The sequence below is a fragment of the Vibrio sp. YT-16 genome, from assembly GCF_033337405.1.
GTDB lineage: Bacteria > Pseudomonadota > Gammaproteobacteria > Enterobacterales > Vibrionaceae > Vibrio > Vibrio alginolyticus.
In genome coordinates, this window is record NZ_JAWOQQ010000003.1 from 133,409 (window position 1) to 158,472 (window position 25,064).

Consider the following 25,064-nt stretch of genomic DNA (forward strand, 5'->3'; position numbering starts at 1 on the left):
AATGACGCACTGTGATGCTGTGAGCGGCAACGATAACAAGCACAATGATGTCCTTGTATTTCCTCAGTATCGGGAGCACAATCGACAAAAACGAGTGAAGGAGTAAAGATGGAACTTGCTGATATTCGTCGTGAGTACACCAAAGGTGGGCTGCGTCGTAAAGATTTGAAAGCTGATCCTATTGATCAATTTAATCTGTGGCTAGAGCAAGCAGTTGAAGCGGGTTTAACGGACCCGACTGCGATGACAGTTGCAACGGTTGATGAAAATGGCATGCCGTTTCAACGCATTGTTCTATTGAAAAACGTCGACAAAGATGGTTTTGTGTTTTACACCAACCTAGGCAGTCGCAAGGCCCAGCAGCTAGAGCATAACAGCAATATTAGTTTGCACTTCCCTTGGCACCCGTTAGAGCGCCAAGTTCATATTACTGGTGTGGCTGAAAAGCTTACCGCCGTAGAGAATATGAAATACTTTACTTCTCGTCCTAAAGAGAGCCAGTTGGCCGCAATTGCGAGCAAACAAAGTAGTCGTATTTCTGCCAGAGGTGTGTTGGAAGGTAAGTTTTTAGAGCTAAAACAGAAGTTTGCTAAGGGTGAAATACCAGTACCAACCTTTTGGGGTGGCTTTCGCGTAAAACCAAAGAGCATCGAATTTTGGCAAGGTGGCGAACATCGCCTTCACGATCGTTTTCTTTTCTCCCAGCATGATGGAAGTTGGGACATTGATCGTTTAGCGCCATAGGCTTATGGTCCCTCATGAATAAACAAACACCGCCGAATTGGGGCGGTGTTTTTGTAGGTGGAAGCGATGTGAATTATCGCTCTCCATTCAACACAACCGATAATTGATGCTTAAGCAGGGTTTTGGGTACAACAGAGCCGTAGCCTGCTTCCATTGCTTTATCTATTAGTTCGTTCTTGCTGTTCGCTGCAAACTTATTACGTAAGCGTGCGACGTGACCTTCAACGGTTTTTGTTGATATGCCCATGACCTGAGAGATAAATTGAGGCTTTTTGCCATAGAGCAAGAGGAAAAGCGTTTCTTGCTCGCGGCATGTGAGCTTCTCTGGTTTTGGTTGTAAGTCAGAAAAACGAAAGATGGATTGTTGATTTGGGTTGGTACTGATTGCACGACAAACCCAATACCCGACTTCAATCACGGCGGTGTCGGTGAGTTCCCTTCCGTAGAAAATGGTGCCTACGATGTCGCCTTTGTCATCTCGCCACGGTGTTTTAGTAAATATATGTGCTCGCCAGCGGCCATCTGGATAAGGGTGGATATCCAGAATTTTTAGTGACTCGCCAGTTTCGAGAACGTGTTTATCTTGGCGTTGAAATTCTTGCGCGCATTCAGTGGTTGGGCTGGCCATATCAAAATCAGTTTTACCCAAGCACTCCTCGGGCGACGTGTGCCCTAACAGTTCTGCGTATTCCTGGTTTACGTATAGGAATACCGAATCTTTATCTTTGCATCCCCAACAACCTGGTAGCTGTTTAAGGAGGGATTGTTCTATGGTATCGACTGAAATATTCACAAAAGGACTCACTACATACTGCTTTTACCAATACAGAGACGTCCGTGTTACATGGCTCGTATTGATGTTGCCAAGTAGGCAGTTACGTTGCTAGAACACGTTCGTTGATTGGCGCTCAATCCAATTAAATTCGTGGTGTTCGATGTTTTCGTCAGGTAGTCATAGACAACGACGAAATGGAACGAAGAGTTTAATTGGGAAAATGGTCTGTTTCATTACAGATATGTGCGCTCACGGATGTCCGCCAATGTTCGGCTTACAACTCGTATCGTCCTTGATCATGCTTCCTACAACTCAGTTGTAATGTGGTTGACGTTCATATCACTTGTGAGCGAAAGAGCAGCACCTAAGCATATGAGAGGGACAGTGAGACAAACGCTATGATATCAGCTTATGCCATTGTTTTCATTGTTGAGAAGCGAAAAAAAAAGCCAGCCTGAAGACGGGCTGGCAACACAAGATATAATCTTGTCGACGTGTAGAAGAGGTTCTAAATTACCTAGCGAGGGTCTGCTAAGTAAGTTAGAGGTATCAATGAGATACCGAGAGCTTTAGATCGTATGCATCTTAAAGCTCGATAACTAATGTATTGAATCAGAAGCATATTAGTAAGGGGGGAAATCCCTCTATGTTGAGTTTAAGAGTGGGTTTCGATCCGTTTCAGGGACGAGTTATCTAATATGGAGCACGGTGTTTTACAAAATAACAGATTGTTCGGTAATAAGGATCTTTACATTGATTGATTATGTATACGTAAGGTGTTGCCTATCTATCCGTTTTTGTTAATAAAATTGGTTGCTCACTGACCGTAAATTAACCTCGCATGATCATCGTTCCGGAACTATGATCATGTAAATGAACTTGAGCATGCTGATTTGATCTTGTCGATTGAGTTGGGTAAAAGTTGCAACCCAACAAAGAAGGTATATGATGCGAAGACGTAAGCTGACCGTGTAAAGACGACTGTTTAAAATGAGTGATTCAGATAACCAAAAAATCCTTTCATATCAAGAGATTATTCTGCCAAAGCCGGCGGAGCTGATCACACTTCCGTCTTATATGGATTGCCACGATCATTCTTATACGCAGATCGTGATTGGTTTAAAAGGGCAAGCCGAATTTGAAGTGCGCGGGCGAGGTAATCTTGTCGGCCCTGGTCAAGGTTGTGTGGTTACCGCATGCTCTGATCATGCTTTCGGTGGCGTCATCAATCAATCGGATATTTTGGTGCTGAATATGCCCAAACCGACAAATGATGATCCTGAAATGCTTGAAAAAATCAATAACCTGGAGAGAGACCATGTCTACTTCCAGTTAGATAGTCAAATTCAGAAGCTGATACAGATGTTGGTTCAGGAAATGCGAAACCATCCGGATGACCTGCTGTTAAGTCGTGCGTGTAACGACACTGTGATTGCATTAATGCAGCGCCATATCTCGGCATTTGAGACCAGTCGAAAAGAGTCGCGCTTTGATTTGGAGGCGATTGATCGTTACATTGAGCAGCACCTGAGTCATAAGATTAGTGTGGCTCAATTGGCCGGGCGAGTGTTTCTTGGGGAAAGTCAGTTCCATTGCTTGTTTAAAGAGCAGATGGGGATTACACCTCATCAATATGTTCTCGGAAAGCGTATCGACATGGCTCGTGAATTAATCGAGCAAGGGCACCTTTCTTTAGGGCAAATTGCCGAGTTTACTGGCTTCTCAAGCCAGAGTACTTTTACTCATACTTTTACTCGCTTACAGGGAATATCACCTTCCCGTTATAAAAAACAAGTTGGATAACAACGCGTTTTTTTAGGTCAAATAATCATCAATCAGAATAAAGCCATGCACTATGCATGGTTTTTTTATGTTTTATTCACGTGACCTATCTCTCGTTTTTTTAAATTCTCTGTTCTTTGCAGTGGTTGATATGCCACTTGATCCTACATTTTCTCTTAGAACGAGCTCTTCACAAAAATCTTATTGATATTCTTGATATTTTGTTGTGAATGCAATGAAAAAATTAAAATTTACAACACAAAATATTACCTATTTGAATGTGACTATGTGGATGTTTTGTTATAAAAGCGAGTTTTTGGCAAAAATGTCGTAGTTTTTGACAAGTATTCTTATCGGCCTCAAAATACACTGCCAGCCATTGATAATCCTCGAAGCGGTTTTCGAGGAGTGAGATTGAGGAACACACATGTTTACAGCTACGAACGTGTTGACACCGGAATTTATCGGGCAGCCGCTTGATAAGTTGTGGTCACTGATCTCGCCATTATATATGGTGGACGAGTCTCAATGGCTAGAGCAACTATTGCCACTAGCGACGCCGACAGAGGATGAAAAATCGGCGATCACTACCCAAACGACCCACCTTATCGAAGCCATTCGTGCCGATAAGAAGTCAATCCAGATGATTGATGCTTTATTGCTGGAATACAGCTTAGATACTCAAGAAGGTATCTTGCTGATGTGTCTTGCAGAAGCATTAATGCGCATCCCAGATGCCGCGACAGCAGATTCTTTGATTAAAGATAAGTTGAGTGTCGCAGACTGGAAATCTCACCTGAAGAACTCTGACTCTGTGTTTGTTAACGCATCAACATGGGGCCTCATGCTAACAGGTAAAGTGGTTGGTCTTGGTGAGCAAGGCACCCAGAGCCCAGGTCAGGCTGTAAACCGTCTGGTAAATAAATTCTCTGAGCCTGTGATTCGTAAAGCCATGTATCAGGCAATGAAGATCATGGGTCACCAGTTTGTTCGTGGTCGTACGATCGAAGAAGCGCAGAAGAACGGTCGTCCAATGCGCGACAAAGGTTTCACCTACTCGTTTGATATGTTGGGTGAGGCGGCGTTAACTACAGCGGACGCGAACAAGTACTTCAAAGATTACCTAATGGCGATCGAAGCGGTGGGTCGCGAGACTTACGGTAACGACATCAGCCCTGCGCCTTCGATTTCCATCAAGCTTTCTGCATTACACCCGCGCTACGAAGTCGCAAATGAAGAACGTGTAATGACAGAGTTGTATGACTCACTAATGCAGCTATTGAAACGTGCAATTGAAGTCGACGTTGCAATCACAATCGATGCAGAAGAAGCGGATCGCCTTGAGCTTTCCCTGAAGCTATTTGAGAAAGTATACCGTAGCGATCTTGTGAAGGGTTGGGGCAAGTTTGGTTTGGTTATTCAAGCCTACTCAAAACGTGCGCTACCAGTCTTGGTGTGGCTAAATGCACTCGCAAAAGAACAAGGTGACGTTATTCCTCTGCGTTTGGTTAAAGGCGCGTACTGGGACAGCGAAATCAAGTGGTCTCAACAAGCGGGTTATGCAAATTACCCAGTATACACTCGCAAAGAAGCGACGGACGTTGCATACCTAGCTTGTGCTCGTTTCCTACTTAGCGAAGGTGTTCGCGGTAATATCTACCCACAATTTGCAAGCCACAATGCTCACACGGTGACGGCAATTGCTGTCATGGCGGAGCACAAAGAATACGAGTTCCAGCGCCTGCATGGTATGGGTGATTCACTGTATAACCATGTTATGAAAATGTACGGTCAGCCAGTACGTATTTATGCTCCTGTCGGTAGCCATGCTGATCTTCTTCCGTACTTGGTTCGTCGTTTGCTTGAAAATGGTGCGAACAGCTCGTTTGTACACCGTCTAGTTGATGCGCGTTGTCCGATTTATGAGTTGACCCATCACCCTGTGGATGTGTTGACGGGTTTTGACACGATACACAACGACAAAATTCCATTGCCTGCCGATATTTTCCCTGAGCGTAAGAACTCATATGGCGTCAACATTGATATCGACAGTGAGGCGAAGCCATTTGAAGCGCAGGTAGAAAGCTTCATGGACAATCAGTGGGTTGCAGGCCCGATGATCAATGGTGAGCGTTTTGCCGAAAGCATGATCAAGGAAAATGCGGCTGAGATCATCACCGCACCGTACGATCGCCGAATTGAAGTCGGCAAAGTGGCATTTGCAACACTTGATCATGTTTCCGCTGCAATTGATGCGGCGCAAACTGCTTTCTCTGATTGGAAAACCGTTCCTGTTGAGCAAAAAGCGGCTTGTTTAGAAAAGCTTGCTGACTTAATGGAAGAAAATCTGGCTGAGCTGGTGGCGATTTGTCACAAAGAAGCGGGCAAGACGATTCACGATAGTATTGATGAAGTTCGTGAAGCAGTGGATTTCTGTCGTTATTACGCGAAACAAGCGCAAAACCTACAGCCATTTGAGCTAGAAGGCTTTGACGGTGTGAAACGCATTTCTAGCCGTGAAGGTCTTGGTGTGTTTGTGTGTATCAGCCCTTGGAACTTCCCGTTGGCTATCTTCCTTGGTCAGGTAACGGCAGCACTGATTGCAGGTAACACTGTGGTTGCAAAACCTGCTGAGCAAACAAGCTTAATTGCCGCTCGTGCTATTGAATTAATGCTTGATGCGGGTTTCCCTGCTGGTGTGATTCAGTTACTTACTGGTCGCGGCGCTGAGATCGGTCATGCACTGACTTCTCATGATGCTATTGCTGGTGTGGTATTCACTGGCTCAACGGCAACGGCGCAACGCATTAACGTCACGCTCGCGGAGCGCAGCGCGAAACCAGTTCCGTTTATTGCGGAAACAGGTGGCCAAAACGCAATGATTGTGGACAGTACTGCATTGCCAGAGCAGGTGGTGCGTGATGTGATTCGTTCGGCGTTTGCATCTGCTGGTCAGCGTTGTTCTGCCCTTCGTGTTCTATTTGTACAAGAAGATGTAGCAGACCGTATGATCAACCTGATTCAGGGTGCGATGAATGAACTGCATGTTGGTTTACCTTACCTACACAAAACAGATGTTGGTCCGGTTATCGACAGCAATGCAAAACAAAAACTCCTCGCTCACCTTGAGCAAATGAGCAAAACACAGACTAAAGTCGCTCAGCTACAGCTGGATGAATCGTGCCAGCATGGTGACTTTGTCTCACCAAGTGCGTTTGAAATCTCGGGCATCGATGTGCTGAAAGAAGAACAATTTGGTCCAATCTTGCACATTATTCGCTTTAAAGCGTCTGAATTACCGAACGTGGTTGCGCAGATCAACAAAACGGGTTTTGGCTTGACGATGGGTATCCATAGCCGTAACGAAACCACGTACCGTTGGATTGAGAAACATGCACGAGTAGGTAACTGCTACATCAACCGAGACCAAGTTGGCGCTGTGGTTGGTGTACAGCCGTTTGGTGGTCAAGGCTTGTCAGGTACTGGCCCGAAAGCTGGTGGTCCACACTACCTATTCCGATTTACTCAACATCTTCTTGCTCAAGCAGAAAACGCATAAGGAGTCGCATTATGGTTCATCAGATCACCTATTTTAAAGATGCATTCTCTGCGTGGGAGCAGTGGAATCTGACTGATTTTGATTACAAATGCGAGCATGTTCTGGCATTTAAATCTGCACTAGAAGGGCAGCAGTCTACCGTTGCCAAAGTGGTTTCTTACCACTTGCAACAAGCATCAGCTCTTCTTGCAGAAACTCACCAGTTAGTTGGCCCTACAGGGGAAACTAACGAACTGTATGCCGCAGGACGCGGTGTGGCTTTGGTGATTTGTGAAAACAACATCGAGCCTGCTGATAATGCGTTATACAGTGCTTTTGCGATGATCACCTGTGCCTTAATTGCCGGCAACAGTGTGGTCGTTTGCAGTGACAATGCAGAGCTAAACCAATTGGTTAAGCAAGCTGTAGCGTTGGCAAACTTCCCATCTAACTTAGTCCAGGTTGTTGCGTACGATGCGTCTGCCCCGTTGCTTGAGAGCGATGTACGTAGTGTGGGTTATGTTGGGCGTTCACAGGTTGAGCATGCGCTCAATCTTCAACTAGCTAAGCGTGACGGTGCAATCGTCGGCTTAGTTTCTGAAACGGATTTAGAGTCACCGAAATTGGCTCATGATCCTCATCTCTCGTTGCGCTTCATTACTGAGCGCACTCGAACGATAAATATTACCGCGGTGGGTGGTAACGCAACTCTACTCGAGCTGGGGAACGAAACTCACTAACCTGACTTGTAATGCCAATCTGGAGTAACTGGACTGAGAGCCGGTCCAGATTGGTTTTTTATACTCTGATGTATTGCTGAGACGGTAAAATATCAGGGCAGGCAAGGAAGGAAATAATTATAACGAGGACTATCTAATGATAGAAAATAGCTTTGCTATCACGTCCACTTTTGTGGCGTATTTACTGATTATGGTTGCTATTGGCGTTTACGCGTATAAGAGGACTTCCAATTCATCTGACTACTTCCTAGGTGGCCGTAGCCTAGGTCCGTGGCCTGCTGCATTATCTGCAGGTGCTTCAGACATGAGTGGTTGGCTGCTGCTAGGCTTGCCTGGCTATGCGTACGCTGCGGGTATCGAGGCCTTCTGGTTAGCCGGCGGTCTACTTCTTGGTACATGGGCAAACTGGCTCATCAGTGCAAAACGCCTCCGTACCTACAGTATCCAAACTGACGCGCTAACGTTGCCAGAGTTCCTGTCACGTCGCTTCAACGATAAGTCGAAACTGATTCAGACAATCTCTGCGTTTTTCATTCTTCTATTTTTCCTTTTCTACACCAGCTCAGGTTTGGTCGCAGGGGGCAAACTGTTTGAGACGGTATTCGGTCTAGATTATACCTACGCTGTTATCATCGGTACGGTGTGTGTCGTTTCTTACACACTATTCGGTGGTTTCCTAGCGGTATCTTGGACTGACTTAGTGCAAGGTCTGCTAATGGCGGCTGCGCTAATGATTGTTCCTATAGCGGTAATGGACGGTGGTTTAGGTCAGCTAAGTTCTGATCTACATGACATCAACCCAGAACTTGCAACGCTATGGAATGACGCGAAAGGCGAACCATTGTCTGCGATTGCCATTATCTCTCTAGCGGCGTGGGGCCTTGGTTACTTTGGTCAGCCACACATCCTAGCGCGTTTTAAAGCGTCTCGTTCAAACAAAGATCTAACGACTGCACGTCGTATCGCAGTGATTTGGACGGCACTATCTATGGTTGGTGCAATGCTTGTTGGTCTTGTTGGTCTGGTTTGGGTTACGGGTCATCCGGGTACTCAACTAGAGGACGGTGAGAAGATCTTCATGCTATTGGTTAACGCAGTATTCCATCCTGTCGTTGCGGGTATGTTGTTAGCAGCAATCCTAGCGGCGGTAATGAGTACCGCTGACTCACAGCTCCTTGTTTCATCTTCAGCGCTTGCAGAAGACTTCTACAAGCAAGTATTCAAGCCAGAAGCGTCTTCTGAAGAAATCGTAATGATTGGTCGTATCGGTGTTATCGTTATTTCGCTTGTTGCGCTATTCCTAGCGATGACGCCTGATAGCTCAGTACTTGGTCTTGTATCTTACGCTTGGGCTGGTTTTGGTGCGGCATTTGGTCCTGCGGTTGTACTTAGCCTTTACTGGAGCGGTATGAACCGTAACGGCGCGTTAGCAGGTATTCTTGTTGGTGGTATCACTATCGTAGTTTGGAAGCAGCTAACTGGCGGTTGGTTTGATGTGTACGAAATCGTACCGGGCATCATCTTCTCTACGCTTGCCATCATTGTGGTAAGTAAAGCAACGGGCGGTGCTGCGCAAGACGTGTTAGACCAACACCAGTCGTTCGAGAAAAAACTGGTTGAACTAGACTAGTAACTTCCCGTATATGAACACAAAGCCCGCTATTTTAGCGGGCTTTGTTTTATCTGAAACTTAATTAACGTTAGTGGCGGTAGCTTGAGATCAGAGCTTAGCATTGCTCGGTTAGATTGGAGTGTTAGTCGCGACGAATTTTGGCGTAAATAACGGTGTTACTCAGCTCTCCCGATGTAGTCAGACGTTCGTTTCTGAGCTCTCCTTCGAACTCATAACCACAGCGCTCGGCTACAGCCCTGCTCTTTTGGTTGGTGCTATCAGCATGAATTGCGATTCTCTTTGCGCCCAAGTCATCAAACGCATAGCGCTCAACTTCGAGCACAGCCTCGGCAACATAACCATTGCCAACGGCAGCATTATCTAACCAATAACCTATCTCAAAGGACGGTACGTCGGGATCTCGAATCATCAGGCCGACCGCACCCAGTAAGCGATCGCTTTCCTTTTCAATCATGTAGTAACGCAGCTCTTCTTCGAAGTTTTCAAAGTTTGCGATGGCTTTCTCTGTCCCTTCTATCATCGCTTCTAATGTCAGCACATGAGGCACCCACGGCAGATAGACTTCGAGAGTTTTTTGGCTGCGAACGACAGCTTGATGCGCCTCTTCGGCTCGTTCTAAACAAGCAGGGATGAGTTTGAGACGTTTCGTTTCCATGCCGACTCTCCTATGGGTGAAAAATGAACGGAAAATCATTTAAACAGATGTACTTAGAATGATCTAGTCAACGCCGTCATATTATTCACTTGGTTTGCCAGAGAGAAACTGAGAGAATCGAACCGTTATCAAACCAACTAGGTTCATTATGAAACTTTTAGTAAGAAACTTGGCTCGTCACATGACCGAGCAAGATATCCGCAAATTATTCTCAGCGTACGGCAAAGTAGAACTGTGTTCGCTAGTGCTTGATCAAGACACGGGTTTGTCGAAAGGCTTCGGTTTTGTCATCATGCCGGACGAAGCAGAAGCCATTTCTGCTCTTGAAGCACTGAATTTGACGAACGTAGAAAAAAGCAAAATTCGCGTGAAAGTCGCACAAGACTAATACAGAGAAAAGCCAGCGTTATTGCTGGCTTTTTTGTCTTTCTATTTAGAGACCAAATTGGCAACATTCTAGAATGTCTTCTCTTTTCGTTTTAGCGAGATTGATCATCAATTCTCTCTTCAAGTTGTTTCATTAAATCCTTTAACTGTAGAGAATCGAAATTGTCTGAATTCGGCACTTGGTAAGCGTCGTTGACTGTGTAGAGCATCAAACTTTTGCTAGAGAAGAACTTTTTCTGTATTTGGACTTTGACAATGTCATCAAGAGGTAGACGGAAGTAAACCGTTGAGCCCTGGCGGTACTTCAAGGTGTTGGTGCTTGCATCGATATCTAGCGTTTTAGGATTGAACGCGCGGCGCGTGAAGTACGTTGAGAGCAGTTTCAATCCTATTATTGTGAGTGCTACGAGTCCAAACTCGACGATCTTGTCTGCTAGGTAGGAAAAATAGAACAGCGACAACAATACAGTTCCTAGCAAGAAAGGGTTGTTCTTGGGCAGATTTTGTGAAGTTTCATGGATGATCATCCGACATATTCCTCGACTTTATTCAGAAGCGACGAACGTGAGTTGGTAGACACAAACCTTTCGTTCTTTGCCTTGCATGCGCAATGTTTTGTCACCGATGTAAGGGATATTTAGTTTTTGGATCACCGATTTAGAACGCTGATTGTCCACCAAATGCATCACGGTTATTCCGTTTAACTCAAAGTGCATTCGAGCAAATTCGAGTAAGGCTTTGGAGGCCTCGAATGCATAGCCTTTCCCCCAATGTGGCACGCCAACCCAGTAGCCTAATGTACCGTAGCCCTCTTCGATACGCGGTAAACTCACTGCACCAAGTAACTCCCCAGTGTTTCGCAAGGTAATAGCGTACGCCACGCCTTGATGCTGCTGATACATCGGATCGTGCCTATCTATCCATGCTTGCGCCATCGGTCGCTCATAAGGATGAGGGATGTTTGCTGTCATGTCGGCAATTCGCTTATCTCCAGCGAGTAAAGCCACTTGTTGGCAGTCATCGATATTGAATGGCCGGAGGACGAGTCTTTCGGTAGTGAGAATCGGTTGTATCGTCATGCATTTCTTCCTTGATGAGACGGCTATAGCTGCTAGCAACTGGTTTGCGGGGTAAATCGAGATAACAAGGCGTCTCGAAAGCTCGATCTAGCCAGGCGTGTAGTTGTCATGCGCCTTACTAAATAATAAGCCCGAACAATTGCTTATGTGTAATGTGTCGTATTATTACACACATAAGCACGTTTGCTCATATTGATGGTGCAAAAGTTGAGGTCTGACCAATGTCTCAGTTTTTTGATACTTTCGTTCAATTTTTTGAAGATAGGGCACAAAAAATTAAAGGAGCTTTTTAATTGTGGAATTATTTTGAACAAAATATGTCAATTGTCAGTAGGACGAAAAAGTAGGGAGAAGAGAAATGCCGGATATATATTGCGCAGCTTGTAGAAAATCAACGCAACATAAAGTGATTATGAAGCGTTGCGAGCCTCAGTCTGTTGACTCGTTAACAGGCAAAATGGTGAGTTTTACACAGCTGATGGCGAAATTTGTATCAGGTGAACATTATTACGAGATGGAGCCTCAATACTACTGCCGTTGTTGTAATCATCGTGCAATTGGAGAGGTTGTTCCACATCCTACACGGCATACATCGGCCGCACTCTAATTCTGAGTGATAGCCATGATTAATGGCTAAATAGGGCAGTGTTGCCCGAACGACATATCTATACAGGCGTGTCATGCGCTTTCAAATTTGCGACTCCGCGGGAGCCGCTAGGTTGCTTTTTCTCTTCATATCACGGTTACTAAGTGAGCGGCAATAATCATAGCTCTTTCCCTCCTTCGTTGTTTTCTGGTTATTCTCTGCTGAATTTCACATGCTGTGCATTTGATGGTTTGCAATTGTTTGAGCAACGATTAATGTGATGCTTTCTAAGTGGTTACAAGGAAGCGGGTTAATGAGTTATCAATTGGACCGGATTGATTTACATATTTTGAGAGTGCTTCATTCGAGAGGCAGAATTCCGGTTGTAGAACTAGCAAAGCTGATTAACTTAACGACTTCTCCATGTTCTGACCGTGTAAAGCGGCTAGAAAAAGAAGGGTATATCAATGGTTACCATGCAGAGTTGAATGCGGAAAAGTTGGGGCTGGATGTGCAAGTATTCATCCATATTCGTTTAGACCAAACCAGTTTTTCTATTTTTGAAAAGTTTGCGAAAGCGGTGGAATTGATGCCTGAAATTGAAGAGTGCTACTCGCTCTCTGGAGATTTCGATACCATGATAAAAGTTCGTGTTAAGAGCATGAAAGCGTATCAGGAGTTTATGTCGAGTAAGTTAGGCACGCTTCCGGGCGTGATTCAAACTCGTAGTGAAGTGGTCATAGAAGAACATAAAACGGGATTTGGTGTTAATCCCGAGCTCCTTGGTTAGGCGAGGCATGTGTTGAGCCTCCTTATTTAGCGTGGCTTGGTATATTACTTTTTCTCGATTAAAAAAGGAGCCGAAGCTCCTTTTTTAATAAATCGGTGAGCGATTATGCCCCGATAAAGGTACTGATAACGCCAATTAAACCACCAAAAACACCGCCCCAAACGACTAGCCAGCCAAGGTGTTCTTTGATCATCTTTTGCACCATTTCTTTAACTAATGCCGGTGTTAATTCGCTTAAACGTTGATCGATGATACCTTCAATGTTCTGCTTTATCTCATCCATCATTGCAGGAGATTCGAATTGCTCTTTCAGTGCTTCTTTGATGTTATCGCTCTTGCTCAACTCAATGATGGATTCTTGCATCTTTTCGACGAAAGGTTGGCGCATGGGTTGTAGCGCTTCCGAGCCGCCAAACATCGCTAGCATGCCACCAAACTGAGAGCCTTCAATTACTTCCACTAGGGAATCAAATGCTGGATTTAAATCTACTTTCTCAATTACTGGTTGAAGATCGATGTTCACACCGCCCGCCATTTCTTTATTCAAGAATCGGTCAATGTTCGCTTCAGTAAAAAACTGTTCCATCATCAGGTTTTTGATAGCCAGTTTAAACTCTTCAAATCGCGCGGGGATCACGCCAGAACCGTATAATCCAGGCACTTTCTCAAACAGCATATGGATGGCAAGCCAGTTGGTGATGGCGCCTGAGAACGCAAACAGCCCTGCATACCAAAGATAGTCGTTTTGTAATTGATGACCTCCAGCCATCAAAGCGATAGCGAGGACATTCGTTAGCAAACTTTTGTTCATAGTGACCAGTTATATATGAATATCGGAAAGAATAAGTGGGCCTGATTCTATACCTAAGTCACATTAAGATGCTAGGTTTTGCCGTGATGAGCAATCTTGTAGCGAAGGGAAAAAAATGAATGCTCGGAAAAACAAAACCCGACAATCATTGTCGGGCCACTGCTTTTTCTTAGAAAAACTAAGATTCTATTTTTAATTTTAGATGCGGTAGATCTTACAACAAAGTTGGCATTTCCATCTTTCTGAGTAGCCAAATAGCTTGTCAGCCCAACTTGGTTTGAGTTGTACGATCTGCATTGAACCACATTTACACATAAGCTAATTACCTTATTGTTAATATAATAACTAAGCCATCTATTGAGTATAGCTGTTTCTCAAAAAGTGAAATGACAAATGAAGACGGCTCAATACTCTGTATTGTGTTCATTGCAATGGATACGCAACGAGGCGGTATATTAGCAGAAAAAGTGTGAGCTTTATCATGGAGAGTGTTTCATATATGAGAAACCACAATGGCTATATGAGCATCTAGCCATGGATTTAAATAAAAAACGGCGCTTAAAGCGCCGTTTTTATTGAGCTTATCACTCGTTAAGAAGCGTGTTGATTGTCTAGTTCTTCAGCGATAAATCCGCCAGTTTGATGCGCCCAAAGCTGGGCGTAAATGCCGTTATTCGCAATGAGTTCTTGATGAGAACCTTGTTCAACGATGCTGCCTTTATCTAGCACGATGAGGCGATCCATTTGTGCGATGGTCGATAATCGGTGAGCGATAGCAATAACCGTTTTCCCTTGCATTAATTCATTCAAGCTTTCCTGAATCGCTGCTTCGACTTCTGAATCCAGAGCCGATGTGGCTTCATCCAGTACCAGCAATGGTGCGTCTTTGAGTAGCACACGAGATATTGCGATACGCTGACGTTGGCCGCCAGACAGTTTTACACCACGTTCACCAACTTGCGCATCGTATCCGGCATTACCAAATGGGTCGGTCAGAGTTTCGATAAACTCATGGGCATGCGCTTGCTTAGTGGCTTTCAGCAAATCTTCTTCTGTCGCATCTGGATTGCCATACAAAATATTGTCTCGAATTGAACGGTGTAGCAGAGAAGTATCTTGGGTCACCATACCGATCTTTGAACGCAAAGAGTCTTGTGTGACTTCTGAGATGTTCTGTCCATCGATCTTAATGCTGCCGTCTTCGACATCGTGGAAACGAAGTAACAAGTTCACCAGAGTTGATTTTCCGGCGCCGGAGCGCCCAACCAAGCCGACTTTCTCTCCTGGTTTGATGTTGAGATCGAGATGGCTAATTACGCCTTTGTTCTCACCGTAATGGAAGCTGACGTTATCAAAGTGAATGCCTCCTTCAGTGACAACCAAGTCTTTTGCACCTGGTTTATCTTTAATATCAATAGGCTTAGAGAGCGTTTTCATTCCATCGACAACGGTTCCCATGTTTTCAAAGAGGGCGCCAACTTCCCACATTATCCACATCGACATACCGTTTACGCGCAATGCAAGACTAACAGCAATCGCAATCGCGCCAACGCTAATGGCACTATCCAACCACAGGTAAATCGATAAAGCAGCAACGGAAAACACCAAAATATAGTTTGAGATCTCTACAGCGACGTCGAAGCCGGTCACTAGGCGCATTTGACGATAGACCGTATTCAAAAATCCTTTCATGCCTTGCTCGGCATATTGGGTTTCGCGCTGGCTATGAGAAAACAGTTTGACGGTTTGAATATTGGTATAACTGTCGACGATGCGCCCTGTCATTGTCGAACGTGCATCGGCCTGCGCTGAAGCGACGTCTTTGAGCTTAGGGACAAAATAGATTTGGATAGCGATGTAAGCGAGTAACCAGACGATCATTGGGATCATCAAACGCCAGTCTGCCGTCGCTAACATAATGATCATGCTGGTGAAGTAAACCGTAACGTAAACAAACACATCCATAGCTTTCATTACGGTTTCGCGCACAGCTAATGAGGTTTGCATGACTTTCGTTGCGACTCGACCTGCAAAATCATCTTGATAGAAGTTCAAGCTTTGATTGAGCAAATACCGGTGTGCAAGCCAGCGGATAGACATTGGGTAGTTGCCCAATAACGTTTGATGAACGAGCAACGAGTACAAGATCACCAATATAGGCATGACAACCAGCAATAAGGCTCCGTAGAAAATCAAATCCGATTTGTTGTCTTGTAAGAACGTTTCTGGATTGCTGGTAGACAACCAATCAACCAATTGTCCCATCGCGCCAAACAACATTACCTCAACAACAGCCACAATTGTGGCCATCAAAGACATGATGATCAAAGGCTTTTCATAACCACGAGTGTAATAACGCAGAAAAGCGAACATCCCTGAAGGAGGCTGATCCGGTGTAGATTTGGGGAACGGCTCTGTAAAGCCTTCAAATCGTTTAAACATAACTCATCCTAAAGTTAAAACAGTGCCATTTGGGGTGGCTAAATCCATCGATTCACGCTGCTTTGGACGAAACCGCGTGTATGAGAGTTTTTTGCCTGCTCCTCGATAAAGCAGACCGATTGACGAGAGGGGCGAAAAAATAGTCTAACCGATTGTGTCTTAAATGTAACTAGTTGGTTATGAGTGTGATTGTCTATGGTTCTGATTCTTATGATGAATTCTTATCATGTTCATCGTGGTGCCATAAAAGCTTAAACCTGCAAAGTGACAATAAAATTTAAGGAAAAATGAACTTAATGCAGCAAAAATTACTTTTGTGCAATTAAATTAATTGTCAAAACAGCAAAACTGAAGTTAACAATAAATTTACAATCTCCTCATTCTAGTGATAAGGAATGTATTGGATGCTATTACACGAATCAGTGACCCAATTTGCTAATGGGAAAGAAGAAAGCACGCAAAGTGCTCAGCGCCAAACCGCAAACTGCGTAGTGATGGTGCCACCGAAAGAGTTTCGTTTTAATGAAGAAACCGCACAAGATAATGAGTTCCAACATAAAGTGTCACTCAGCCAAGAAGAAGTCTCACGTCGAGTAATGGCCGAGTTCGCGAGTATGGTTGCAACGCTGCGTCAAGAGGGCGTTCAAGTTGTTGAGTTTGATTATCCAACTTCAGATGTTGCGACGCCAGACGCGGTATTTCCAAACAATTGGTTTAGCACTACGCCAGATGGCACGTTGTACACCTTTCCAATGGCCTGTGAAAACCGTCAAAAAGAAGTACGTCCCGATGCGCTTGTGGCAGCACTAGCGCAAGCTGGGCGAGAAGTTCATCGACGCAGCAGTCTAACTGAATATCTTGATGAGCAAGCGTATTTAGAAAGCACGGGTGTGATGGTGTTTGACCACCTAAATAAAACGGTCTACGCCGCACTCTCACAACGTTGTGATCGTCTGGTTTTAGAAGATTACGCCGATCGTATTGGCTATGAACGAGTGATTTCTTTCCAAACTCGTTTGCCGTCTGGTGCGCCGATTTATCACACCAATGTGATGATGGCGGTTGGCGAACAGTTTTGCGTGATTTGTGACGAAGTGATCCCAGAATTTGAGCGTCGTTTTGTAATGAAGTCACTCGCCAAAGACAAGCAAGTCATCTCAATTTCGCTTGAGCAGATGAACCAGTTCTGCGGTAACATTCTGCAACTGGAAACGATCAACGGCGATAAGGTGATTGCGATGTCGCAATCGGCGTACGATGCATTTTCACCAGCACAAAGAAACCAATTGGCAACGCACGGTAAATTGCTGCCATTCGACGTTTCTACCATAGAATCTATTGGTGGTGGTTCGGTTCGTTGCATGTTGGGTGAAGTGTTCTTACCGAATCGTAAAGCTGTGCTTTAATAAACTGCACATTTCTTTTCAGCCGCAGTGAAAGGCTGATGAAGCGTTCTCTTCAAGGGTTTTTAGCCGTTAGCTCTGTGGCAGTACAGACTAACGGCTTTTTTGCGCTTTTTAGTTTTCTGACGATTTGCGTAGGCGACGCTTGGTTTAAGCGCCTAAAATAGGATGGTTCACCTAGCAGATTGTGATAAAGTCCGCGCCTGCGTTTTACCGCATCTTCATTGTTTTTATTGCTTCTTCAACCAAAAGTACAAGGTTTCGCTAATGCCATTTTCTACTCTCTCATTGAGTTCTGAGCTGATTCACGCACTGCCAAAAGACTTCAAGAAACCGACCGATATTCAAGCGTTGGCCATTCCTGAGCTGTTGGCTGGTCAAGATCTATTGGCTTTGGCAAATACAGGCAGCGGCAAAACCCTTGCTTATGGTTTGCCTTTGTTGGAAAAGCTGGGTGTCAATCCAGAGCAAAAGGCGCTGATTCTTGTGCCAACGCGTGAGCTGGCAATGCAAGTGAGTGAAGCAGTTAACCAAGTTGGTCAAGTTATTGGCATTAAAACAGTGTGCTTGTGTGGCGGCGTTGATAAAGAGCAACAACAGCAGGCGCTAGCGACAAATCCTCATATCCTTGTCGCGACGACAGGTCGTTTGGTTGACCTAGCAAACAATGGCCTGGATTTGAGCAATGTTCATTATCTAGTATTGGATGAAGCGGATCGTTTGTTGGATATGGGCTTTTGGCCTGACGTACAAAAGATTTCGATGCAAACCTTCAATCAGCGTCAAACCGCGATGTTCTCGGCAACGTTTTCAGATGAGTTGAAGGGTAAAGCGAAGCTGCTTATGCAGGCACCAAAGCAAGTTGCAGCGCATCAAGAAAACAGCACCAACCAAGATATTGCTGAAACGCTGTACCTCGTCAACAAAGGCAGTAAAACCAAGGCATTGATTGAACTGATTCAAAAAAACGCGTGGGCTCAGGCATTAGTCTTTATTGGTGCGAAAGAGAACGCCGATGGCTTAGCGAAGAAGCTGAATAAAGCGGGCATCTCAACCAATGCGCTGCATGGCAATAAGAGTCAAGATGAGCGAGAAGAAGCACTGGCGCAGTTTAAATCTGGGCAAATTCAGGTGTTGATTGCCACCGATCTACTAGCGCGTGGCATTCACATTGAGCAATTACCTGTAGTGATCAACTTTGAACTGCCAATGCATGCAGAAACTTACGTTCACCGAGTAGGACGTACCGCTCGCGCAGGCCAACAAGGTGTGGCGGTGTCATTGGTTTGTCATGGTGAAATGGACGCACTAAACGCGATTCGTCACCTGACTCAACGTGCATTGCTAGTGCAAGATCTGGTTGGTTTTCCAGTAACGGATAAGCCATCAACTGGCGAGAGCAAACGCGCGCCACGCGATAAAAAAGCCAACCGCCGAACTCATGCTAAGAAGAGCATTAAGCAGTTCCAAGGTAAGTCGAAACGCCCAGCCCCGAGTGCGAAGTAAACCAAAAAAACACGCTCTTGACGGCATAGTCGGTTCAGAGCATGGCTTACAAATTTTACTTTTGAGTATTAACGGCAGTTGGGACAATCAAGCGCATTTCCCAATCTTCGACTTCACCAGTTTCTAGACGGCGCTCGACCAGCTTGCCCCAAGACTCGACTAACGGCAGCTCAGACAGCTTAGTGAGTTCTTTTCTATCTAAACAGCCAGTGAAAACCGCACCCATGATACGAGCCAATGGCCATTCTGGATAAGGTCTTTCGCACAGAATAATCTCGTCACCTGCACCGATATCGCCTTCTTCCAGCACTCGGAAATACCAGCCTGTTCGAAGCGTATCTTGCAGTCTTCTCGCCATGTCGTGTTGGTCAAAGCGTACGTTAAGTTTCCAACAAGGCATGCGACCTTGCGACACTTCCAGTAGTGTTGAGCCGATGCGAATTTTATCTTTCAAGCAAATCGTGGATTCGGTGACGCTTTCGGAGCTGATGTTTTCGCCAAAGCCGCCGGCGGATTGGAAAATTGGTCTTTCGCCTAATTCTTGTTGCCAGATTGGGTAGTGTTCGCTTGGGTAAATATGAAGCGCTTTTTGAATGCCACCATGAAAGCGCGGATCACCTTGCTCATCACTGATAAAACCGAGCTCTGTTGCATGCTGGCGCTCAGGCAGCACTTGTTTGTTGATTGCGCTTTGCGCACCATGAGCATAAGGGACGGTTTTCCCTGCTAGCACTGCTTTTACGACGCCGATTTTCTTCATGTAACCTCCTTATTATTTGAATGAGAGATAAAGTGTTTACCTTCATTCGCGATGCGGAGCATGATAGCCTAGTAAACTTGTGTCGGTGTAGGGATGAAAAGACAACTAACAATGCTAACTCGCCAAATTGATTCGAAGTCAGGCGTCGTCACCTCCAATAAGATGATGGACGCGAATCCCCATTCTCCTGTTTTGGTGAAAACCATCGACATGCCAAAAGGTTACATTGATGCGCTGCATCAACACACTTGGCATCAAATCATCTTTCCTATCAAAGGGTTATTGCAAACACAAACGGAGCATTATCAGCATTTGGTTCCGCACACCTCTGCGTTATTTGTTCCTGCGGGTGTTCAACACGAGTCGATTGCTCTAAGCAACACGATATTTGTTGGTATTTACCTCAACCCTGAGTTTGGCGCAACGTACGAGCCACAAGTGAGAACCATTGCTTTAACGTCGTTTTTAAATGAGCTTTTACAAGAGATCCGCAGACAGTGTGAAGGTGAGACAAGCCACGAAGAAGTGCTGCATTTGCTGGCGGTGCTGCATGATCAAATTTTGAAACGCAACGTGCAGACATTTCAGTTATTGCTGCCACAAGACAGACGACTAAAACTGATTTTCGAGCGACTGACTGACGAGCCAGCGTTGAGCTGTTCGCTAAAAGAGTGGGGGGAGAAAATTGGGGCGTCTGAGCGTACTTTATCACGGCTGTTCGCCAAGGAATTCAACACTTCATTTCTACTTTGGCGGCAACAAATTCGGCTAATTTACTCGCTTTCTTTGTTAGATGAATCGTTGTCAATCCAAGCCATTGCAGACCTAGTGGGTTATCAAAACGACTCATCCTACATCAAAGCATTTAAAGCCTATTTTGATATGACGCCACAACAGTTTAGAGTGAACGGCGCATCGCGCAGGTAGAAGTACAGAGTTTCGACTTCACTTAATGCTTTTGAGTAGAAGTTACGAAACTTCCTTTTTGAATTTCAATTACATGGTATGAATAACAATGGCACCAACGATAAATACTCGAGTGAATCAATTCTGTTTTGGCCAACCCAAAACGTCGCTGTCGTTGGAAAAAGAGCCCCTCAAACCGCTTGCTCAGGGCAAGGTTCGGGTGAGACTCGAAGCTACAAACATTAACCCAAGTGACTTGCTTTCCATTCATGGTGTTGGGCAATACCGCCGCGTTCACGTACCACCTCGCGTGCCGGGATTTGAAGCGGTTGGGCGTGTGGTGGAAGTCAGTGCAGTCGGTCAAACTGACCTTCAAGTTGGGCAAAAGGTGTTGGTGGCGATGAGTGGTACTTGGCAATACTACATAGATGCCGCGCCTGAGAATCTTTTTCCGCTACCTGAGAGTTTGGAGAACGGCTATGCCTGCCAATTGTACATCAACGCGCTAACCGCGTGGGTTATCACCACTAAAGTGGCGAAGTTGAACAAAGGCGATGTGGTGATCATCAATGCGGCAGGGTCAGCGATCGGTAAGATATTCGCCCAGCTTGCTCACTCACTGGGTTTTACACTGATTGCTGTGACTTCAAAGCCAGAAAAGTATCCGTACGATACGATTCCAGTGTTGGACGCAAAACAAGACTTACACGCGCAGCTGCAAACGCGCCAACTGCCACAACCAACGGTCGCTTTGGATGCGATAGGCGGTGAGGCTGGCACGGATCTCATTCGTACCTTGAAAGAAAACGGCCAATACATCAACTACGGAACATTGTCGTTAACGCCTTATACGCCTGAGTTTTTTGAATCGATGAAGGCCAACAACATCGACTTTAGTACATTCTTTTTGCGGTATTGGGAAGAATCGGTAGGTAAAGGCGGGAGAAAGACGGTGTTCGCTGAAATGTTAGAACACTTTACTAGCAGCGACATAAAGTTAAACGTTGCATATGATCTGTCGTTAGAGGACTTTCAAACAGCGATTGAAATGGTTGAGCGACGCTCGTCAGCAGTGTCAGGTAAAATCATTTTGACGCTATGATTTACAGTGAGTCTGTTGAGAAAAGGGAGGATAAAATCCTCCCTTTTTTATGGGTTTATTTGTAATGATAGGGCTATTTTAGATGGAAGATTTGCTCTGTTTCGAGCGATGTCATCGCACGTACTTGACGCCAAATGTAATAAAAAATACCGAACATCATCAACATACTTGGGATGGCAATCATTGGGTAACTGTACAGCGTCATTTTTCCTAACTCTTCGTTAAAGGCAGCAGTACCAGAAGGGCTAGTCACAATCCAAGTCGCAAGGAAGTAGTTCATTGCAGATGAGAACGCAAAAGTACTTGCAAACAGGTAGTTAGAAGACATAAGGCAACGTTCGAACGCATCGGTTTTATCATTTTCTTTTAAACGTTGGTTAATCAACGCGAGGTTCAACACTGTGTCATTCAGTACTAACTTCTGCATCAGCGGGTAGCGGGTAAACGTTGAACCCAAAACCGCTAAACCGATCAGGCCAGGAATCAGGGCTTCTTTTAGTGCTAACCAGCGTGTATCAAGCTCTAACAAGCCGATGCCACCAGTTAGTAGAACACTGATAAAGCCCAGAGCAGAAATAAAGTTAAATTTCTTGTTACGGACAAGGTCCATACCGCCATAAATGATAGGAAATAGCAAAGCGACAACCAGCGCCATTGCTGTCCCTAGATGCTCATCGCCACTAAACTTCATCAAAATGAAGGAAGGGATAAATACGTTGAAAAGGATTTCAAATAAGGGATTCGGCTTTTTCGCCGTCGTGTTACTCATAATGTTTTACTGACTCTACTCTATGTCGGCTGTTATTGTACTTTGACAAGAAGTGTTCATCTAGTCGCGCTTGATGTAAAGCGTTAAAGCGTCGAGTTGTGTAACGACTTATGAAATAGACCGGAGCATAGCCAGTTAGTTTACATGGTTGACTACTTTTTGTGTCTTAATGACTCTCCTTCTGTGCGATGATCTGATTACGCGCTCTGAATAATCGAGTCGCCACTGTGTTGTGGTTGAGCCTCAAGGCTTGGGCAATTTCATCATGATTCAACCCAGCCACTAAGCTCAAGAGCAACGGCTCTCGGTATTTGGGTTCGAGAATCATCATTTGTTTTTGAAGCCAATCTTGGGCCATGTCGTAGTCACTGCCAGGGTAGGTTTTTGTCTGTATTGCACACTCATCAATGTCGACAAAATCGTACTGTTTTCTATCAAAGCGCCGAGCATTCTCACGACGCAAAATAGTAATGAGCCAAGACTTCGCGGCGTTGGGGTCATTTAATTTATCAAAGAATCGCCACGCTTTCAGAAAGGTTTCTTGCGCTAAATCTTGAGCAAGGTGGTGATCTTTGCATAACCAATACGCGAGACGGTAGATCTCTTGGTATCGATCTTTCGTCAGTGCTTCGTAACGTTTATGTTTTTCCATAGCATTAAGATAAAAAGTTTGGAGAGCACGTTGTGTCTGCCAGATGAACGACAACCCTTTTTATCGCTTTTACAGTGATAAAAAGGGTTGTTCGATTAGGAAGATAAATTCGAAGAGTTAACCTTCGAAATATCGAAGGGTGGCTCTGATTACTTTCTTACACGCTTAAAATGGTTGGTTGGAAAAACGTGAGTACTGGATGGCATCTGCGACTTCCTGAGCTTTAGACTCTGAAGTCATAAGGTGAAGTAGCTTAAGAGCAGCTTGATAGCTAACTAGGCTACCGTTCGAAGTGATAACGCCATCATCAATGACAAAATTCTGGTCGACTTGTACTTTGACTGCTGGGTAATCTCTTTGAAAGCCGTTTTCACCTCCGGCCCAAGTTGTTGCTTTTTTGCCGTTTAAAAGGCCAGCTTCGGCTAACAAATACGCGCCAGAGCAATTACTTGCCATCCAATCTGCCGCCTTTGAGGTAGTTTTAATAAAGTGAATGAGATCTTTATTTTCGATTAGTGCATCCATGTCATAGCTGGATGTTAAAACCAATACGTCGAGTTCCGGCAGATCACCAATCCAAGCATCCACACCAATTTTTAATCCTTCTTCAGTGGTGATGGTTTTCTGATCTGAGACGGAAATGGTGAGCACGTCATAATCACTAAACCAAGTGAGACGACTTGCGACGCCAAAAACCTCTAAAGGAGCAGTAACATCAGAGGTCAGTACGCCATCGTAAACCAGAATACCAATTCGTTTATCTGCGGCATGTGCTGTTTGAAGCACCCCAAAGAATAGGACTAGTGTCGCTATCAATAGTTGTAGTGCATTCTTCAATCCGTTTTTACCCATGGTTTTTTCCTCGCTAACAGAGCATCAAGTTATTGAGGTTCATTATATTTAGGCTAATTAGTGATTGAAGAGCCACTTGGTCTTTACTAAAGTGAATAAAATTCATGAATAGAGTTCATTGGTTATATGGATAAGATACGGTCCCTACGATTTTTTATTGCCACTTTAGATGGCGGTAGTTTTGCTGCGGCTGCCAAAGTGTATGGCACTGACCCTTCGACCGTGAGTAAAGCCATACATCGTCTTGAAAGCGATTTGGGTATACAGCTTTTTCAACGTTCTACGCGACAGAGCCGCCTGACAGAAGCTGGTCGTAGGTACGCAAATACTGCTAGGTTTGTACTGGAGGAGCTGGCGGCATGTGAGGATTCATTAAAAAGTCACAATGATGCGCTTTCAGGGCAGCTTAAGATTAATGTGCCAGTCTCGTACGGTCGCCTCTATATTCGTCCTTTATTAAAAGAGTTTTGTCGCCGCTACCCTAACATCACTATCGATATTCATTACGATGACGCCTACGTTGATATTATTGAGCAAGGTATTGATGTGTCGATTCGCTCTGGTGTCGTTCACGATAGTCAATTGATTGTGCGTCAGCTGAGCCCTATCGATTTTATCATTTGTGCCAGTCAGGATTACTTAGCGCGCCATGGTGTTCCGAGTGGCCCGGATGTATTCAATGACCATTCTTGGGTTCGTTTTCGTTTTAAACAAACGGGGAAACTGTTGCCGATTCGGATGCCAGAACCAGACGGTGCGAGTGAATATGACCCCGAAAGAAACTACATTGTAAATGACGGTGAATCCATGGCAGAGCTTTGCGCAGAAGGCTTAGGATTAACTCAGATCCCTCATTTTATCGCGAGAGACTGGCTTAAAGCGGGGCGTTTAGTGCCGATATTTCCGAGCATGCGCCAAGCAGGAAATGGCGTGTATCTTCTCTATGCCAACCGGGATTATGTGCCTGCACGAGTTAGGGTGTTCATCGATTTTATCACTCAAGCAATACAGGATATGGATGAAACGCCATTCCATACTTGGGCTGAAACGTTGCCGATTTATCGACCGAACCAAGGCGATTGAAAACTTCATGTGAGTCTTTGGTTAAAACCCCCTAAGCTATATGACGCTTTTATTGGTTTTTGTTAGTTT

Annotated in this window: 23 protein-coding genes; 13 read left to right on the forward strand and 10 right to left on the reverse strand. The window is 44.9% G+C overall.

Going from position 1 to position 25,064, the window contains the following annotated elements:
* Nucleotides 1-108: 108 nt before the first annotated feature.
* Nucleotides 109-744: a pyridoxamine 5'-phosphate oxidase gene (gene pdxH, locus R7F07_RS06745; protein ID WP_005374570.1), complete on the forward strand. Its 636-nt coding sequence runs from the start codon at nucleotides 109-111 to the stop codon at nucleotides 742-744.
* Between the two features lie 73 nt (nucleotides 745-817).
* On the opposite strand, the gene R7F07_RS06750 is transcribed toward pdxH, so the two are convergent.
* Nucleotides 818-1,537: a PAS domain-containing protein gene (locus R7F07_RS06750; RefSeq protein WP_017820063.1), complete on the reverse strand. Its 720-nt coding sequence runs from the start codon at nucleotides 1,535-1,537 to the stop codon at nucleotides 818-820.
* A 972-nt stretch (nucleotides 1,538-2,509) separates the two neighbouring features.
* On the opposite strand from R7F07_RS06750, the gene R7F07_RS06755 reads away from it, so the two are divergent.
* From R7F07_RS06755 to putP, 4 genes are all read left to right on the forward strand, one after another.
* Nucleotides 2,510-3,322 carry an AraC family transcriptional regulator gene (locus R7F07_RS06755; protein ID WP_171342408.1) on the forward strand — a complete coding sequence of 271 codons (813 nt, stop codon included), beginning with the start codon at nucleotides 2,510-2,512 and terminating at the stop codon, nucleotides 3,320-3,322.
* 406 nt (nucleotides 3,323-3,728) lie between these two features.
* Nucleotides 3,729-6,860, forward strand: coding sequence for a bifunctional proline dehydrogenase/L-glutamate gamma-semialdehyde dehydrogenase PutA (gene putA, locus R7F07_RS06760; protein ID WP_171342409.1), 3,132 nt, complete (start codon nucleotides 3,729-3,731; stop codon nucleotides 6,858-6,860).
* An 11-nt stretch (nucleotides 6,861-6,871) separates the two neighbouring features.
* On the forward strand, nucleotides 6,872-7,579 hold the full coding sequence (locus R7F07_RS06765) for a 1-pyrroline-5-carboxylate dehydrogenase (RefSeq protein ID WP_005383557.1): 708 nt from the start codon (nucleotides 6,872-6,874) through the stop codon (nucleotides 7,577-7,579).
* A gap of 136 nt (nucleotides 7,580-7,715) precedes the next feature.
* Complete coding sequence (gene putP, locus R7F07_RS06770; RefSeq protein ID WP_005374582.1) at nucleotides 7,716-9,209, forward strand: sodium/proline symporter PutP; 1,494 nt, start codon at nucleotides 7,716-7,718, stop codon at nucleotides 9,207-9,209.
* A gap of 124 nt (nucleotides 9,210-9,333) precedes the next feature.
* Here putP and R7F07_RS06775 read toward each other — a convergent pair whose 3' ends face one another.
* Nucleotides 9,334-9,867, reverse strand: a complete 534-nt coding sequence (locus R7F07_RS06775) for a GNAT family N-acetyltransferase (protein ID WP_042522265.1) — start codon at nucleotides 9,865-9,867, stop codon at nucleotides 9,334-9,336.
* A gap of 148 nt (nucleotides 9,868-10,015) precedes the next feature.
* On the opposite strand from R7F07_RS06775, the gene R7F07_RS06780 reads away from it, so the two are divergent.
* On the forward strand, nucleotides 10,016-10,255 hold the full coding sequence (locus tag R7F07_RS06780) for an RNA recognition motif domain-containing protein (RefSeq protein WP_005374587.1): 240 nt from the start codon (nucleotides 10,016-10,018) through the stop codon (nucleotides 10,253-10,255).
* Between the two features lie 91 nt (nucleotides 10,256-10,346).
* On the opposite strand, the gene R7F07_RS06785 is transcribed toward R7F07_RS06780, so the two are convergent.
* Together R7F07_RS06785 and R7F07_RS06790 are read right to left on the reverse strand one after the other, a co-directional pair.
* Nucleotides 10,347-10,781: a hypothetical protein gene (locus R7F07_RS06785; protein WP_171342410.1), complete on the reverse strand. Its 435-nt coding sequence runs from the start codon at nucleotides 10,779-10,781 to the stop codon at nucleotides 10,347-10,349.
* Nucleotides 10,782-10,799: 18 nt separating this feature from the next.
* Nucleotides 10,800-11,333, reverse strand: a complete 534-nt coding sequence (locus R7F07_RS06790; protein WP_085569453.1) for a GNAT family N-acetyltransferase — start codon at nucleotides 11,331-11,333, stop codon at nucleotides 10,800-10,802.
* A 358-nt stretch (nucleotides 11,334-11,691) separates the two neighbouring features.
* Here R7F07_RS06790 and R7F07_RS06795 point away from each other — a divergent pair, with 358 nt between their 5' ends.
* Both R7F07_RS06795 and R7F07_RS06800 read left to right on the forward strand, forming a co-directional pair.
* The gene (locus tag R7F07_RS06795; RefSeq protein WP_005374593.1) at nucleotides 11,692-11,940 is read left to right on the forward strand and encodes a hypothetical protein; all 249 of its coding nucleotides are present in this window, start codon (nucleotides 11,692-11,694) and stop codon (nucleotides 11,938-11,940) included.
* Nucleotides 11,941-12,232: 292 nt separating this feature from the next.
* Nucleotides 12,233-12,709, forward strand: coding sequence for an Lrp/AsnC family transcriptional regulator (locus R7F07_RS06800; protein WP_005374595.1), 477 nt, complete (start codon nucleotides 12,233-12,235; stop codon nucleotides 12,707-12,709).
* 103 nt (nucleotides 12,710-12,812) lie between these two features.
* Here R7F07_RS06800 and R7F07_RS06805 read toward each other — a convergent pair whose 3' ends face one another.
* Both R7F07_RS06805 and R7F07_RS06810 read right to left on the reverse strand, forming a co-directional pair.
* The gene (locus R7F07_RS06805; protein WP_005374596.1) at nucleotides 12,813-13,520 is read right to left on the reverse strand and encodes a DUF445 domain-containing protein; all 708 of its coding nucleotides are present in this window, start codon (nucleotides 13,518-13,520) and stop codon (nucleotides 12,813-12,815) included.
* A gap of 591 nt (nucleotides 13,521-14,111) precedes the next feature.
* The gene (locus R7F07_RS06810) at nucleotides 14,112-15,962 is read right to left on the reverse strand and encodes an ABC transporter ATP-binding protein (protein ID WP_054578587.1); all 1,851 of its coding nucleotides are present in this window, start codon (nucleotides 15,960-15,962) and stop codon (nucleotides 14,112-14,114) included.
* 404 nt (nucleotides 15,963-16,366) lie between these two features.
* Here R7F07_RS06810 and R7F07_RS06815 point away from each other — a divergent pair, with 404 nt between their 5' ends.
* Nucleotides 16,367-17,368: an arginine deiminase-related protein gene (locus R7F07_RS06815; RefSeq protein ID WP_005383547.1), complete on the forward strand. Its 1,002-nt coding sequence runs from the start codon at nucleotides 16,367-16,369 to the stop codon at nucleotides 17,366-17,368.
* A gap of 264 nt (nucleotides 17,369-17,632) precedes the next feature.
* A complete protein-coding gene (locus R7F07_RS06820) occupies nucleotides 17,633-18,871 on the forward strand; it encodes a DEAD/DEAH box helicase (RefSeq protein WP_025768699.1) in 1,239 nt (412 codons plus the stop codon).
* A 55-nt stretch (nucleotides 18,872-18,926) separates the two neighbouring features.
* On the opposite strand, the gene R7F07_RS06825 is transcribed toward R7F07_RS06820, so the two are convergent.
* Nucleotides 18,927-19,631, reverse strand: coding sequence for an MOSC domain-containing protein (locus R7F07_RS06825; RefSeq protein WP_025768698.1), 705 nt, complete (start codon nucleotides 19,629-19,631; stop codon nucleotides 18,927-18,929).
* 111 nt (nucleotides 19,632-19,742) lie between these two features.
* On the opposite strand from R7F07_RS06825, the gene R7F07_RS06830 reads away from it, so the two are divergent.
* Together R7F07_RS06830 and R7F07_RS06835 are read left to right on the forward strand one after the other, a co-directional pair.
* On the forward strand, nucleotides 19,743-20,558 hold the full coding sequence (locus tag R7F07_RS06830; RefSeq protein WP_054575376.1) for an AraC family transcriptional regulator: 816 nt from the start codon (nucleotides 19,743-19,745) through the stop codon (nucleotides 20,556-20,558).
* 88 nt (nucleotides 20,559-20,646) lie between these two features.
* On the forward strand, nucleotides 20,647-21,639 hold the full coding sequence (locus tag R7F07_RS06835; RefSeq protein WP_158155576.1) for a zinc-dependent alcohol dehydrogenase family protein: 993 nt from the start codon (nucleotides 20,647-20,649) through the stop codon (nucleotides 21,637-21,639).
* 73 nt (nucleotides 21,640-21,712) lie between these two features.
* Here the strand turns inward: R7F07_RS06835 and R7F07_RS06840 are convergent, their stop codons facing one another.
* The 3 genes from R7F07_RS06840 to R7F07_RS06850 all read right to left on the reverse strand — a co-directional run bounded on the left by R7F07_RS06840 (nucleotide 21,713) and on the right by R7F07_RS06850 (nucleotide 23,912).
* On the reverse strand, nucleotides 21,713-22,408 hold the full coding sequence (locus R7F07_RS06840) for a VC0807 family protein (protein WP_053303949.1): 696 nt from the start codon (nucleotides 22,406-22,408) through the stop codon (nucleotides 21,713-21,715).
* 166 nt (nucleotides 22,409-22,574) lie between these two features.
* On the reverse strand, nucleotides 22,575-23,105 hold the full coding sequence (locus R7F07_RS06845) for a sigma-70 family RNA polymerase sigma factor (protein WP_255209459.1): 531 nt from the start codon (nucleotides 23,103-23,105) through the stop codon (nucleotides 22,575-22,577).
* Between the two features lie 120 nt (nucleotides 23,106-23,225).
* Nucleotides 23,226-23,912, reverse strand: a complete 687-nt coding sequence (locus R7F07_RS06850) for a DJ-1/PfpI family protein (RefSeq protein WP_005374612.1) — start codon at nucleotides 23,910-23,912, stop codon at nucleotides 23,226-23,228.
* A gap of 126 nt (nucleotides 23,913-24,038) precedes the next feature.
* Between R7F07_RS06850 and R7F07_RS06855 the strand changes: the two genes are divergently transcribed.
* Nucleotides 24,039-24,995 (forward strand): LysR family transcriptional regulator, encoded by a 957-nt coding sequence (locus tag R7F07_RS06855; RefSeq protein ID WP_054576541.1) that lies wholly within the window; start codon nucleotides 24,039-24,041, stop codon nucleotides 24,993-24,995.
* The last annotated feature ends 69 nt before the right edge of the window (nucleotides 24,996-25,064 follow it).